The 14,494-nt window shown below is 67.6% G+C and carries 9 protein-coding genes and 1 pseudogene; 7 read left to right on the top strand and 3 right to left on the bottom strand.

Annotated features, from left to right (window positions below; genetic code table 11):
- From G6N66_RS18170 to G6N66_RS18145, 6 genes and pseudogenes are all read left to right on the top strand, one after another.
- Nucleotides 1-2,010 (top strand): annotated as a pseudogene (locus tag G6N66_RS18170) (cytochrome c oxidase assembly protein); the annotation flags it as partial.
- Between the two features lie 202 nt (nucleotides 2,011-2,212).
- Complete coding sequence (locus G6N66_RS18165; protein WP_085232626.1) at nucleotides 2,213-2,677, top strand: single-stranded DNA-binding protein; 465 nt, start codon at nucleotides 2,213-2,215, stop codon at nucleotides 2,675-2,677.
- A gap of 68 nt (nucleotides 2,678-2,745) precedes the next feature.
- A complete protein-coding gene (ettA, locus tag G6N66_RS18160; RefSeq protein ID WP_085232625.1) occupies nucleotides 2,746-4,422 on the top strand; it encodes an energy-dependent translational throttle protein EttA in 1,677 nt (558 codons plus the stop codon).
- Nucleotides 4,423-4,509: 87 nt separating this feature from the next.
- Entirely contained in the window at nucleotides 4,510-9,354 is a 4,845-nt protein-coding gene (locus G6N66_RS18155; RefSeq protein ID WP_085232624.1) for an NAD-glutamate dehydrogenase, read from the top strand.
- Entirely contained in the window at nucleotides 9,351-9,767 is a 417-nt protein-coding gene (locus tag G6N66_RS18150; RefSeq protein WP_085232623.1) for an acyl-CoA thioesterase, read from the top strand. Before G6N66_RS18155 ends, G6N66_RS18150 begins: the two co-directional genes overlap by 4 nt.
- Nucleotides 9,752-10,441, top strand: a complete 690-nt coding sequence (locus G6N66_RS18145) for a hypothetical protein (protein ID WP_085232622.1) — start codon at nucleotides 9,752-9,754, stop codon at nucleotides 10,439-10,441. The genes G6N66_RS18150 and G6N66_RS18145 overlap by 16 nt, the downstream gene beginning before the upstream one ends.
- A gap of 12 nt (nucleotides 10,442-10,453) precedes the next feature.
- On the opposite strand, the gene G6N66_RS18140 is transcribed toward G6N66_RS18145, so the two are convergent.
- The 3 genes from G6N66_RS18140 to G6N66_RS18130 all read right to left on the bottom strand — a co-directional run bounded on the left by G6N66_RS18140 (nucleotide 10,454) and on the right by G6N66_RS18130 (nucleotide 13,547).
- On the bottom strand, nucleotides 10,454-11,500 hold the full coding sequence (locus G6N66_RS18140; protein ID WP_085232640.1) for a pyridine nucleotide-disulfide oxidoreductase: 1,047 nt from the start codon (nucleotides 11,498-11,500) through the stop codon (nucleotides 10,454-10,456).
- Nucleotides 11,488-13,056, bottom strand: a complete 1,569-nt coding sequence (locus tag G6N66_RS18135; RefSeq protein ID WP_085232621.1) for a glycoside hydrolase family 13 protein — start codon at nucleotides 13,054-13,056, stop codon at nucleotides 11,488-11,490. The genes G6N66_RS18140 and G6N66_RS18135 overlap by 13 nt, the downstream gene beginning before the upstream one ends.
- A 92-nt stretch (nucleotides 13,057-13,148) precedes the next feature.
- Nucleotides 13,149-13,547, bottom strand: a complete 399-nt coding sequence (locus G6N66_RS18130; protein ID WP_085232620.1) for a globin — start codon at nucleotides 13,545-13,547, stop codon at nucleotides 13,149-13,151.
- Between the two features lie 141 nt (nucleotides 13,548-13,688).
- Between G6N66_RS18130 and G6N66_RS18125 the strand changes: the two genes are divergently transcribed.
- Complete coding sequence (locus G6N66_RS18125; RefSeq protein WP_085232619.1) at nucleotides 13,689-14,363, top strand: HNH endonuclease; 675 nt, start codon at nucleotides 13,689-13,691, stop codon at nucleotides 14,361-14,363.
- Nucleotides 14,364-14,494 lie beyond the last annotated feature (131 nt).

Here is a 14,494-nt window from a genome sequence, read left to right as displayed (position 1 = left end):
ATGACGCTCCCACGACCAGCCGGCAAGCCTGGGCTGGTCTGGCTGCTACTGACCGGCGTCGCGGTGCTGGCCGGCTGCACGGCGGCCGGCATCGGGGCGTTGTCGCTGGCGGACGCGCTGACCGCCACCGGTCTGCCCGATCCGGGCCCGGCCACCACGCTGGGGCTGCCGTTCGTCCGCGCCGCCGGCGAGATCGCCGCGGTGCTGGCCGTCGGATCGTTCCTGTTCGCGGCGTTTTTGGTGCCGCCACAGCCCAGCGGAGTGCTCGACGCCGGCGGGTATCGCGCGCTGCGGTTGGGGACCGTGGCATCGGGGGCGTGGGCGGTGTGCGCCGCCCTGCTGGTGCCGCTGACCATCTCCGACGTGTCCGGCCATCCGGTGGCCGACCACCTCAACCCGGTGGCGCTCTGGTCGCTGGCCGACCTGGTGAACACCGCCTCCGCGTGGCGCTGGACCGCGGTGCTGGCCGCGACGGTGACCCTGGCCAGCCTCGCGGTGCTGCGCTGGTCATGGACGCCGCCGCTGGTGGCCGGTTCGCTGGTGACCCTGATCCCGCTCGGGCTGACCGGACACTCGTCAGCCGGCGGCTCGCACGACCTGGCCACCAACAGCCTGCTGATTCACCTCACCGCGGCCAGCCTGTGGGCCGGCGGACTGCTGGCCCTGCTGGCCCACGGATTGCGGCGCGGCGACCACACCGACTTGGCGGCGCGGCGGTTCTCGGCGCTGGCGCTGTGGTGCTGGATCGCGATGGGGCTCAGTGGTTTCGTCAACGCCGCGGTCCGGGTTCCGCCCGCCGACCTGCTGGCCACCGGCTACGGCCGCCTGGTGATCGCCAAGTTCGTCGCGCTCTGCGCGCTGGGCGTCCTGGGCTGGCGCCAACGCCGCGCGGGAGTCGTTGCGCTGCAAGCGGATCCGAATAACCGCCGCGTCCTGATCCGGCTGGCGCTCGTCGAGGCGGCCATCTTCGGAGTGACTTTCGGCATCGCCGTCGGGCTGGGACGCACCCCCCCGCCGCCGCCACCGCTTCGGCTGCCGTCGATTCCCGAAGCCGAGATCGGCTACGACTTCGCCGGACCTCCCACGGTGGCGCGCATCCTGTTCGACTGGCGCTTCGACCTGATCTTCGGCACGGCGGCCATCGTGCTCGCGGGGCTGTATGTGGCGGGGGTGCTGCGGCTGCGCCGCCGCGGCGACCACTGGCCGCCGGGCCGGGTGCTGGCCTGGCTGCTCGGGTGTCTGGCGCTGCTGTTCGTGACGTCGTCGGGCGTCGGCCGCTACATGCCGGCGATGTTCAGCGTGCACATGGTGGCGCACATGGGGCTCTCGATGCTGGTTCCGATCCTGCTGGTGCTGGGTGCCCCGGTCAGTTTGGCGTTGCGGGCGCTGCCCGCCGCGCGACGCGAGGACCCCCCGGGTATGCGGGAATGGCTGCTGGCCGCGCTGCACAGCCGGGCCTCGCGGATCCTCACCAACCCGATCGTGGCCACCGTGCTGTTCGTCGCCGGCTTCTACGGGCTGTACCTGTCGAGCTTGTTCGACACCGCGGTCGGCAGCCACGCCGGGCACCTGGCGATGAACGTGCATTTTCTGCTCAGCGGCTACCTCTTCTACTGGGTGGTGATCGGGGTGGATCCCACGCCGCGCCCGATTCCGCCGCTGGCCAAGGTGGCGGTGGTGTTCGGCTCGCTGCCGTTGCATGCCTTCTTCGGCGTGGAGCTGATGAGCACGCGGACCGTGCTCGGTGGCGCCTACTACCGGTCCCTGGGCCTCAGCTGGCACACCGACCTGCTGGGCGATCAGCGGTTGGGCGGTGGAATCGCTTGGGCGGCAGGCGAATTGCCCCTGGTGATCGTCATGATCGCGCTGCTGGTGCAGTGGGCGCGCAGCGATCAGCGCACCGCCCGGCGGTTGGACCGCGCGGCCGAGCGTGACGACGACGCCGACCTGGCCGCCTACAACGCGATGCTGGCCCAGCTGGCGCGGGGCGAGCCGCCGGCCGCTAGCTCGGGATTTGCGAGCCGAACGTCACTGCGATTTTCTGCCTTCATTTTCGCAGTGTGGTTCGGCTCGCGAGTTGTCCACAGTCGCCGCTTTGTCCCCAGTTGCCGATCGCCGCGCCAGCCAGCCGTGCGTCGTGACGGTGGCCGAGCGCTGAATGGGCGCCAGAGCACGAACGCTGCTGAGAACACTCGCGAAAGGAATTGAGTCAATGTTTGAAACACCGTTTACCATCGTCGGTCACATCGTCAACGACCTTCAGCGCCGCAAGGTCGGCGATCAGGACCTCGTCAAGTTCCGGGTGGCCAGCAACTCCCGCCGCCGCACGGCCGACGGCGGTTGGGAACCGGGCAATTCGCTGTTCGTCACGGTCAACTGCTGGGGACGATTGGTCGGCGGTGTCTGCGCCGCCCTGGGCAAGGGCGCGCCGGTGATCGCGACCGGTTACATCTACACCAGCGAGTACGAGGACCGCGACGGCAACAAGCGGTCGTCGACGGAGATGCGCGCCACGGCGGTGGGACCGGACCTGTCGCGGGTGTTCGTGCGCATCGAGAACCCGCGCTACACCGGCCCGGCGACGCAGGAAAACCCGGCGCCGGCGGCGACGACCGATGCCTCCGGCGACGCGCCCCTGCAGCCCGACGATCCCGCGGCGCTGCCTCTGTCGGCTTAGCGGACATGAGCGGTGCCTAGGATGGTCGGCGAGTCCCCCTCAAAAGACCAGAAAGGCAATACCGCGGCATGGCTGAGTTCATCTACACGATGAAGAAGGTCCGCAAGGCGCACGGCGACAAGGTGATTTTGGACGACGTCACTTTGAGCTTCTTTCCGGGAGCCAAGATCGGTGTCGTCGGCCCGAACGGCGCCGGCAAGTCGAGCGTCTTGCGGATCATGGCCGGTCTGGACAAGCCGAACAACGGCGACGCCTTCCTGGCCACCGGCGCCAGCGTCGGCATCCTGCAGCAGGAGCCGCCGCTGAACGAGGAGAAGACCGTCCGCGGCAACGTGGAAGAGGGCATGGGCGACATCAAGGTGAAGCTTGACCGCTTCAACGAGGTCGCCGAGTTGATGGCCACCGACTACTCCGACGAGTTGATGGAGGAGATGGGCCGGCTGCAGGAGGAGCTCGACCACGCCGACGCGTGGGACCTCGACTCGCAGCTGGAGCAGGCCATGGACGCGCTGCGCTGCCCGCCGCCCGACGACCCGGTGACCAACCTGTCCGGCGGTGAGCGTCGCCGCGTGGCGTTGTGCAAGCTGTTGCTGTCCAAACCCGACCTGCTGCTGCTCGACGAGCCCACCAACCACCTGGACGCCGAAAGCGTGCAGTGGCTCGAACAGCACCTGGCCAGCTACGCCGGCGCGATCTTGGCGGTCACACACGACCGCTACTTCCTCGACAACGTCGCCGAATGGATCCTCGAGCTCGATCGCGGCCGCGCCTATCCCTACGAAGGCAACTACTCGACGTATCTGGAGAAAAAGGCCGAACGGATCGCCGTGCAGGGCCGCAAGGACGCCAAGCTGCAGAAGCGGCTGCAGGAGGAGCTGGCCTGGGTGCGCTCCGGCGCCAAAGCCCGTCAGGCCAAAAGCAAGGCGCGCCTGCAGCGCTACGAGGAAATGGCCATCGAGGCGGAGAAGACCCGCAAGCTGGACTTCGAGGAGATCCAGATCCCCACCGGTCCTCGGCTGGGCAACGTGGTCGTCGAGGTCGACCACCTCGACAAGGGGTACGACGGACGCACCCTGATCAAGGATCTGTCCTTCACGCTGCCGCGCAACGGCATCGTCGGCGTCATCGGCCCCAACGGCGTGGGCAAGACCACGCTGTTCAAGACGATCGTCGGCCTCGAGCAGCCGGACAGCGGCACGGTCAAGGTCGGCGAAACCGTGAAGCTCAGCTACGTCGACCAGTCCCGCGCCGGGATCGACCCGAAAAAGACGGTGTGGCAAGTGGTGTCCGACGGCCTGGACTACATCGAGGTCGGCCAGAACGAGATACCGTCCCGCGCCTACGTCTCGGCGTTCGGGTTCAAGGGTCCCGATCAGCAGAAACCCGCGGGTGTGCTGTCCGGCGGCGAGCGCAACCGGCTGAATCTGGCGCTGACGCTGAAGGTTGGCGGGAACCTGATTTTGCTCGACGAGCCGACCAACGACCTCGACGTGGAGACCCTGAGCTCGCTGGAGAACGCGCTGGAGAAGTTCCCCGGCTGCGCGGTGGTGATCTCGCACGACCGCTGGTTCCTGGACCGCACCTGCACGCACATCCTGGCCTGGGAGGGCGACGAGGACAACGAGGCAAAGTGGTTCTGGTTCGAGGGCAACTTCGGCGCCTACGAGGAGAACAAGGTAGAGCGGCTCGGCGCCGACGCGGCGCGACCGCACCGGGTCACCCACCGCAAGCTCACGCGGGACTAATGTCGGCTCTGCCACCGCGACGATGCGGCCGCCACGGCCGCTGAGGAGCGACGTCAGTCAACCCAGCGTGTGATGGGAGCAATCGGTATGGCGATCGATCCCGGAGCTAAGCAGGTCGCCGCACCGTGGACCACGTTCGCCGACCGCGGGGACATCCCCGACTGGATCACGAAGGCCTACGTCGAGAGCTATCGCGGTCCGCACACCGACGAGACCGAAACCGGCCCCGCCGATTCGGCCGGGCCCGAGGCGTTGGTGACCCCCGGCATGCTGGCTGCGCACTATCGGCTCGGCCAACACCGTCCGGCGGGCGATAGCCGCGTCTGCGTCTACCCGGCCGACGATCCGGCCGGGTTCGGCCCGGCGCTGCAGGTCGTCACTGACCACGGCGGCATGCTGATGGATTCGGTGACCCTGCTGCTGCACCGGCTGGGTGTCGACTACACGGCCCTGATGACCCCGGTGTTCGAGGTGCAGCGCAGCCCGGCGGGCGACCTGCTCGGCATCGAACCGAAGCCGCCCGGCGCGCCGCAATACCTCGGCGAAGCGTGGATGTACATGCGGCTGTCGCCCTCCGTCGACGCCAAGACGCTGGCCGAGGTCGAGCGGCTGTTGCCCAGGGTCCTGGCCGACGTGCAACTCGTGGCCACCGACGCCAACGAGCTGATCACCACCCTCAGCGGGGTGGCCGCCGCCGTCGAAGCCAACGTCGAAGGGCATTTCACGGCGCCGGACCGCGACGAAGTCTCGGCGCTGCTGCGCTGGCTGGGTCGCGGGAATTTTCTGCTGCTCGGCTATCAGCGCTGCCGCGTCGATGGCGCCATGGTCACCGCCGCCGAGGGCGAGACCGGTCTCGGCGTCCTGCGCATCCGGGTGACGGCGCGCCCCCGCTTGACCGACGACGATCATCTGCTGGTCTTGGCGCAGGCCGCCGTCGGCAGCTACCTGCGTTATGGCGCCTACCCGTACGCCATCGCCGTGCGCGAATACGTCGACGACGGCGTGATAGAGCACCGCTTCGTCGGGCTATTCACGGTCGCCGCCATGAACGCCGACGTCCTGGAGATCCCGACGATTTCGCACCGGGTCCGCGAAGCGCTCACGCTGGCCGACAGCGATCCGGTCCACCCGGGCCAGCTGCTGCTCGACGTCATCCAGACCATCCCGCGCCCGGAACTGTTCGCGCTGAGCGCCGAACGGCTTTTGCTGATGGCCAAGGCCGTGGTGGACCTGGGATCGCAACGCCGCGCGTTGCTGTTCTTGCGCGCCGACCGGCTGCAGTACTTCGTCTCGTGCCTGGTCTATGTCACCCGCGACCGCTACACCACGCCGGTGCGGCTGCAGATGGAGGACATCCTGGTCCGTGAATTCGGCGGCGCGCGACTAGAATTCACCGCTCGCGTCAGCGAATCACCCTGGGCGCTCATGCATTTCATGGTGCGGCTGCCCGAAGGACAACGCCAGGCCGCGATCGACGTCTCCGAAGAAAACCGGATCCGAATCCAGGGCCTGCTGAGCGACGCGGCGCAAACCTGGGGCGACCGGCTGCTCGGCTCCGCGGCGACCGGCTCCGTCAGCCAGGCCGCAGCCGAGCATTACGCCGGCGCCTTCTCCGAGGCGTACAAGCAGGTCGTTACCCCGGCCGCGGCCACCGACGACATCGCGATCATCGAACAGCTGACCGATGATTCGGTCAAGCTGGTGTTCACCGAACGCGACGACGAGCAGGGCGAGGCCCGGCTGACCTGGTACCTGGGTGGGCGCGCCGCCTCGCTGAGCCAGCTCCTGCCGATGTTGCAAAGCATGGGCGTGGTGGTGCTCGAGGAGCGACCGTTCACCGTCACCCGACCCGACGGGCTGCCGGTGTGGATCTACCAGTTCCGGATCTCGCCGCACCCCACCATCCCGATGGCCGCCACGGAAGCCGAACGCGACGCCACCGCCGAACGATTCGCCGACGCGGTCACCGCGATCTGGCAGGGCCGCGTCGAGATCGACCGGTTCAACGAGCTAGTGATGCGCGCCAACCTGACCTGGCAGCAGGTCGTACTGCTGCGCGCCTACGCGAAATACTTGCGGCAGGCCAACTTTCCGTACAGCCAGTCCTACATCGAATCGGTGCTCAACGAGCACCCCTCGACCGCGCGGTCACTGGTCACATTGTTCGAGGCGCTTTTCAACCCGGAGTCGGGTTCGCCGGCCAGCCGAGACGCGCAGGCGGCGGCCGCGGCGGTGGCCGCCGACATCGACGCGCTGGTCAGCCTGGACACCGACCGCATCCTGCGCGCGTTCGCGTCGCTGGTGCAGGCCACCTTGCGCACCAACTACTTCGTCACCTGGGAGGGTTCGGCCCGCAGCCGAAATGTGTTGTCGCTCAAGCTCAATGCCCAGCTGATCGACGAGCTGCCGCTGCCGCGCCCCAAGTTCGAGATCTTCGTGTATTCACCCCGCGTCGAGGGCGTGCACCTGAGGTTCGGTCCGGTGGCGCGGGGCGGGCTGCGCTGGTCGGACCGCCGCGACGACTTTCGCACCGAAATCCTCGGTCTGGTCAAGGCGCAGGCGGTCAAGAACGCCGTCATCGTGCCGGTGGGGGCCAAGGGTGGCTTCGTCCTCAAGCGGCCGCCACTGCCCACCGGCGACCCGGCCGCCGACCGTGACGCGCTTCGCGACGAGGGCGTCGCCTGCTATCAGTTGTTCATTTCCGGGTTGTTGGACGTGACCGACAACGTCGACCACAAGACCGGGGAGGTCAGCGCGCCACCGGAGGTGGTGCGGCGCGACGGCGACGACGCCTACCTGGTGGTGGCCGCCGACAAAGGCACCGCCACGTTCTCCGACATCGCCAACGATGTCGCCAAGTCCTACGGCTTCTGGCTGGGCGACGCGTTCGCGTCCGGCGGATCGGTGGGCTACGACCACAAGGACATGGGCATCACCGCCAAAGGCGCATGGGAGGCCGTCAAGCGGCACTTCCGCGAGATCGGCGTCGACACCCAGACCGAGGACTTCACCGTGGTCGGCATCGGCGACATGAGCGGCGACGTCTTCGGCAACGGCATGCTGCTCTCCAAGCACATCCGGCTGATCGCCGCCTTCGATCACCGGCACATCTTCCTCGACCCCAACCCGGACGCCGCGGCCACCTGGACCGAACGCCGCCGGATGTTCGACCTGCCCCGCTCCAGCTGGGACGACTACGACAAGTCCTTGATCAGCGCGGGCGGCGGGGTGTTCAGCCGTGAGCAGAAGGCGATTCCCGTCAGCGCGCAGGTCCGCGCCGCATTGGGTATCGAAGCCGCCGAGGCCGACACCATCGAAATGTCCCCGCCCGATCTGATCAAGGCGATCCTGCAGGCGCCGGTGGACCTGTTGTTCAACGGCGGCATCGGCACCTACATCAAGGCCGAATCCGAGTCCGACGCCGACGTCGGCGACCGCGCCAACGATCCGGTGCGGGTCAACGCAAACCAGGTGCGCGCCAAGGTCATTGGTGAAGGCGGCAACCTCGGGGTGACCGCGCGCGGCCGTGTCGAATTCGACCTGTCGGGTGGGCGGATCAACACCGACGCCCTGGACAACTCGGCCGGCGTTGACTGCTCGGACCACGAGGTCAACATCAAGATCCTGATCGACTCGCTGGTCACCGCGGGCAAGGTCAGCGCCGACGAGCGCAAGCAACTGCTGGAGTCGATGACCGACGAGGTCGCCCGACTGGTGCTCGACGACAACGAGAGCCAAAACGACTTGATGGGAACCAGCCGCGCCAACGCGGCCAGCATGTTCCCGGTGCACGCCGACCAAATCAGGCACATGGCCGAACGCGGCCTCAACCGGGAACTGGAGGCGTTGCCGTCGGAAAAGGAGGTGCAGCGCCGCACCGACGCCGGCATCGGGCTCACCTCGCCCGAGCTGGCCACGTTGATGGCCCACGTCAAGCTGGGGCTCAAGGAGGAGCTGCTGGCCACCGAACTTCCCGATCAGGATGTGTTCGCGTCCAGGTTGCCGCTGTACTTCCCGAAGCCACTGCGCGAACGGTTCACCCCGGAGATCCGCACGCACCAACTGCGTCGCGAGATCGTCACCACCATGCTGGTCAACGACATGGTGGACACCGCCGGCATCACCTATGCGTTCCGGATAGCCGAGGACGTCGGGGTGCGGCCCATCGACGCGGTGCGCACCTACGTCGCCACCGACGCCATCTTCGGGATCGGCCACATCTGGCGCCGGATCCGCGCGGCAAACCTGCCGGTCGCCCTGTCGGACCGCTTGACGTTGGATACCTGCCGGCTCACCGATCGCGCCGGCCGCTGGCTGCTCAACTATCGTCCGCAGCCGTTGGCGGTGGGCGCCGAAATCAACCGCTTCGCCGCCAAGGTCAAGGCGCTGACGCCGCGGATGGGGGAGTGGCTGCGCGGCGACGACAAAGCCATCGTCGAACAGGAAGCCGCCGAATTCACGGCGCAGGGCGCGCCGCACGACCTGGCCTACCGCGTGGCCACCGGCCTGTACCGCTACAGCCTGCTCGACATCATCGATATCGCCGACATCACCGAAATCGATACCGCCGAAGTCGCGGACACGTACTTCGCCCTGATGGATCGGCTCGGCACCGACGGACTGCTCACCGCGGTGTCTCAGCTGCCGCGAAACGACCGCTGGCATGCGCTGGCGCGCTTGGCAATTCGCGACGACATCTACGCCTCCCTGCGGTCGTTGTGTTTCGACGTGCTCGCCGCGGGGGAGCCTGACGAGAGCGGCGAGGAAAAGATCGCCGAGTGGGAACACACCAGCGCATCCCGGATCGAGCGGGCCAGCCGGACGCTGGATGAGTTGCGCGAAAGCGGTCAGAAGGATCTCGCGACCCTATCGGTGGCGGCCCGACAGATTCGGCGCATGACACGAACCAGCGGAAGGGGATCATCAGGGTGAGCGTCGGATATGTCGCGCCCGTGCCGGTGCGTTGGTCGGACATCGACATGTACCAGCACGTCAATCACGCCATCATGGTGACGATTCTCGAAGAGTCGCGAGTCCCGTTCCTGCAGCCCGCGTTTGGCGGCGAAATTATCGACACCGGCCTGCTGGTCGCCGATGTGCGGGTCACCTACAAGAGCCAGCTGACGCTGCTGGATTCGCCGCTGCAAGTCACCATTTGGGTTCAGCGGCTGCGGGCCGTCGACTTCACGCTCGGCTACGAGGTGCGTTCGGTCAATGCGGCACCCGAGTCGAGGCCGGCCGTCATCGGAGAGACCCAGCTGGTCGCGTTCGACATCAAAAAGCAACAGCTGGTCCGCCTTTCGCCGCAACACCGGGAGTACCTGCAACGGTGGCTCAGGGATTAGCAGGGCAGGCGGGGGGCACGGCCGAGCGGGGATTATGGCTGGGTCCGGAATCTCGGGCTGCCCACCGCGCGGATCTGGCCACGTTCGTCGATAATGCGATTCGGCTCGACGACGCCGCGGTCATCCGGCTGCGCGCTCGATCGGCCGGCCTGCTGACGGCGTGGGTGGCAACCGGTTTCGAGGTGCTGGCCAGCCGGGTGGTGGCCGGCAAGTTGCGGCCCGACGATCTGTCGGTCGGTGCGAATGAATTGGCCCGCGGGTTGTCGGCGATGGACGCCTCCGGCTACGTCGACCCGGGCTTCGCCATGGACTCGGCCTGGCGGGGCGCGCTTCCCCCGGAATCGGGCTTCACCCACCTCGACGACGTGCCGGCTCCCGTGCTGCTCGACCTGGCGCAGCAAGGCGCGCGACTTGCCAAGGAACACAGCAGTTCTCACGGCCCGCCGGTATCCCTGCTCGACCAGGAGGTCATTCAGGTCAGCTCGAACGAGGTCAGCGTCGGGCTGCCCATGCGCTGCGTATTCGCCTTGACCGCAATGGGTTTCCTGCCGCAATCGCCCGAGGACGCCGACGAGATCATCCGGGTCCGGATCACGCCGGCGTGGTTGCGCATCGACGCCCGGTTCGGGTCGGTCTACCGGCGCCGCGGCCACCCCGCGCTGGTGCTGCGCTGAGCCCGCGCCCTCTCAGGGCCCGTACACCAGCCACAACGGCAGCACGGCGTCCAGGTAATCCATGAATTTCTGCAGTCCCACGCGGTACTGTCCAAACCCGTACGGATCTTCCGCGTATTCGGGATACGCGATGCCCAGCCCAAACAAGCCGGGCGCGAGTATTCCGTTCTGCTGGTTGTACTCCAGCTCGCCCCACTGCGGTGTCCGCGGCAGCTTTCGCCGTTCGAAGCCGACCGTGTAGACCGCGCGGTCGCACTCGGCAAGTTTCTCGTCGAATTCCGGGCTGCAAACCCAGCACCTCTCCAGCCGGTCCGGCAGGGTCCCGTCGATGTTGTCCCGGGCCCACTGGGCCGCGCGCCCCTTGAGCCCGGTATCGTCGAACAAGATCCAATCATTAAGGTATACGGCGTATTTGAGCGGGCTGCGGTAAAAGTTGATCACCTTGGCGACCGGATGACGCAGCAGGTGCGGCAGGGCGATCATCGACGAGTGGGACGAGCCGAAGACGGCAACCGTCGCCCCTTCGAGCGGAACCTGAGCAAGCTTCTCGGGATCGAGCGCGACCTCCACCGGGATCGCGTCCAGATGCGGGTAGGACAGCTTCTTCGGAACGGCCCCGACGGCCAGGACGACGTTTTGGGAGGCGAGCGGCTGCCGTGTGGTTTGAATCTCCCAGCGTCTCTTGGTCAGACGCAGGGTGGTCGCGGTCGCTTCGAAGGTGTCGACCCGCTCGCGCAGTTGCCCGGTGATCCACACCAACGGATCGGCAACCAGCATCAGCGCGCACGTTTCGTCGGGATCGACTTCCTGCAATGGCATCGGGGGCGCCTCGGAGAACCGAAATGCCGCAGAGCCGTTCATAAAGCTCAGAAATGTCCCGGCAATGGTGTTGCTCGACACCGCCCGCCACTTTTGGCCGAGGTCCCCGGCGGCGAACGCGGGATCAATCCAGGCGATCTTTTCCGGCGGGATGCCCTGGTCCAGCAGCCTTCCCACCGCGGCAATTCCCGCGGCGCCCGCCCCGATGACTGTCCACGCGTAAACGGCTACACCAACCAGGCCGCACTGTCCGGCGGTAACTTGCCCTGCACCAACGGCGCACTGGCCAGAATGAGCTCGCCGTCCGGCAATGCGATCGCGCGCTTGCCGGCGTTCAGCACGCAGACCAGGCCGGCGCGGCCCCGAAACTTCACCGCATCGCGCGGCGCAGACAGCCACTCGACGTCGGTGCCCTCGAATTCGGTACGCTCCCTGCGCAATTCGAGCGCACGCCGGAAGAACGACAGCGTCGATTCGGCGTCCGCCAGCTGCTTCTCCACGGTCAGCGCCGCCCACTCCGCCGGCATCGGCAACCAGGTGTCAGCCGACGCGGAAAACCCGAATGGGGGAGCCTCACCCGACCACGGAATGGGAACCCGGCACTTGTCGCGGCCGCGTTCGGTGTGCCCGGACCGTTCCCACGTCGGGTCCTGCAGCACCTCCTCGGGCAGGTCCAGCACGTCGGGCAAACCGAGCTCCTCGCCGTTGTAGATGAACACCGTGCCCGGCAGCGCGAGCATCAACATCACCATCGCCCGCGCGCGCCGCAGCCCGAGCTCGCCGCCGCCGTAGCGGGTGACTTCGCGGTCGACATCGTGGTTGGACAGCGTCCAGGTCGGAACGGCGTCGTAGATCGCAGTGGCCGCGAGCGAATTCTCGATCGCGTCGCGGATTTGGGCGGCGTCGAACCCGATCTTGGTCAGCCGGAAGTTGAAGCCGAGGTGCAGTTCGTCGGGTCGCAAATATTCGGCCCAGAGCAGGTTGTCCATCACCCACACCTCGCCGATGGTCACCGCGCCTGGATACTCGTCGACGATCTTGCGGATCTTGCGGTGGATGTCATGCACGCTCGGATGGTTGAAGCGCGGATCGTCGTCGCTGTGGCTCAACACCTTGACGTCGTCCGCCGCGTCGGGCAGCCCGGGCGGCTTCGCCATCCCGTGCGCCACGTCGATGCGGAAGCCGTCCACCCCGCGGTCCAGCCAAAACCGCAGGGACCTCTGGAAGTCGTCGAAGACCTCCGGGTTGTCCCAGTTCAGGTCCGGCTGCGCAACGTCGAACAGGTGCAGGTAGTACTGGCCCGGACTGCCGTCCGGTTCCGCCACCCGCTGCCAGGCCGACCCGCCGAACACCGAGGTCCAATTGTTCGGCGGCAGCGCACCGTCCGGCCCGCGACCGTCGCGGAAGATGTAGCGCTCTCGGGCGTCGGTGCCCGGCCCGGCGGCCAGCGCCTCGGCGAACCACGGATGCGCCGAACTGGTGTGGTTGGGCACCACATCCATGGTGATCTTGATGCCGCGCTCGTGTGCCGCCGCGATCAGCCGGTCAATCGCGGGCATGCCGCCGAAGAGCGGGTCGATGTCACGCGGATCGGCGACGTCGTAGCCGTGGTCGGCCATCGGCGAGACAGTGACCGGGCTGAGCCAGATCGCGTCGATGCCGAGTTGCTGCAGATAGTCCAACCGGGCGGTCACGCCGTCCAGGTCGCCGACCCCGTCGCCGTTGCTGTCGGCGAACGACCGCGGATACACCTGGTAGAACACCGCGTTCGACCACCACGCAGAGCCGGGGCCCATGTCGCTCCGTTCGGTTTGATCTCGACGCTGAAGTGCCTACCACCGTAGCCGCTCGTCGCGATCCCGCACGGCTCGCCGGCGGCGCGCGGCAGCTAGCTCCAGGTGGAGTTGACCAGCGAGTGGGCGGCCATTTCCAGATAGTCGAGCAGCTCGCGGCGGCGGTCGTCGTCGAGGGTTTGCGAATCGATCGACGCCACGGCCGTGCGCATGCACCGCAGCCACGCGTCGCGTTCGATGGGCGTGATCCGGAACGGGGCGTGGCGCATCCGCAGTCGCGGGTGTCCGCGCTGGTCGGAGTAGGTCCGCGGGCCGCCCCAGTACTGCTCGAGGAACATCCGCAGCCGCTCCTCGGCGCCTTGCAGGTCATCGGCCGGGTACAGCTCGCGCAGTATCTCGTCCTCGGGCACCTGCGCATAAAACCGGGACACGATCGCGTTGAAAGTCTCGGCTCCGCCGACGGCGTCGTAGAAGGACTGTGGCTCCTGATCCATCCCCGCCATTGTGGTCCATGCGGCGCGGTGGTGCCCGGACGGGCCCTGCCGCCTCCGGCTGTTCACCGGTTTGACATGGCGCGCACCAGCAATACGCGTGCTATTGGCGGCAAATCATGGTGGACTATCCGCGGAGGATCTATGGCGCATGGCAAGAAACGCCGCAGCCACCACAATTCGGGTGCCGCGGCGGGGCTAACCGGACCCGCGACCGCATCATGCCTGCACGCTGTCCATTCCCACCGCTCCACCCCGGGCGCCGATACCCATCCCCCTAACCGCCACGAAAGCGCGTCGATCTGGAGTCGCCGGCGGGTGCTCCTGCTGAATTCCACCTACGAGCCGCTGACCGCGCTGCCCATGCGGCGGGCGATCGTCATGGTGATCTGCGGAAAGGCCGACGTCGTGCACCACGATCCGGCCGGGCCGGTGATCCATTCCGCGACGCATTCGATCGTGGTGCCATCGGTGATTCAGCTGCGGACCTACGTGCGGGTGCCCTACCGCGCGCGCGTGCCGATGACCCGCGCCGCGCTCATGCACCGCGACCGGTTCTGCTGCGCCTACTGCGGCGCGCGGGCCGACACCGTCGACCACGTGGTGCCGCGCAGCCGCGGCGGTGACCACTCGTGGGAGAACTGCGTCGCATGCTGCTCGACCTGCAACCACCGCAAGGGCGACCGGCTGCTGAGCGAGCTCGGCTGGACCCTGCGCCGCGCGCCAGTACCGCCGACGGGGCAGCATTGGCGGCTGTTGTCCACGGTCAAGGAGATGGATCCGGCGTGGGCGCGCTACCTCGGCGAGGGCGCCGCGTAAATCACGCCTAGTGCGACACCCGGGTGGCGCGCACCTGCGACGTGGCTTTCGTCGGACAGTCACGAGGCGAACCGCAAAAGGCGAGCACAGCCTTAAGCACGGTGAGTTTCTCGCGCCCTAGGTGCGCCGGT

Origin of the sequence: Mycobacterium conspicuum (genome assembly GCF_010730195.1) — a bacterium.
Lineage (GTDB): Bacteria > Actinomycetota > Actinomycetes > Mycobacteriales > Mycobacteriaceae > Mycobacterium > Mycobacterium conspicuum.
The sequence above is the reverse complement of the archived record's forward strand: the minus strand, read 5'-3'. Positions and strand labels throughout refer to the sequence as shown.

Bases quoted from the DNA above. Each gene is read 5' to 3' on its own strand.
- G6N66_RS18155 (WP_085232624.1), top strand. From the start codon at position 4,510: ATGGCGATCGATCCCGGAGCTAAGCAGGTCGCCGCACCGTGGACCACG.
- ettA (WP_085232625.1), top strand. From the start codon at position 2,746: ATGGCTGAGTTCATCTACACGATGAAGAAGGTCCGCAAGGCGCACGGC.
- G6N66_RS18130 (WP_085232620.1), bottom strand. From the start codon at position 13,547: ATGGATCAGGAGCCACAGTCCTTCTACGACGCCGTCGGCGGAGCCGAG.
- G6N66_RS18135 (WP_085232621.1), bottom strand. From the start codon at position 13,056: ATGGGCCCCGGCTCTGCGTGGTGGTCGAACGCGGTGTTCTACCAGGTG.
- G6N66_RS18165 (WP_085232626.1), top strand. From the start codon at position 2,213: ATGTTTGAAACACCGTTTACCATCGTCGGTCACATCGTCAACGACCTT.
- G6N66_RS18125 (WP_085232619.1), top strand. From the start codon at position 13,689: ATGGCGCATGGCAAGAAACGCCGCAGCCACCACAATTCGGGTGCCGCG.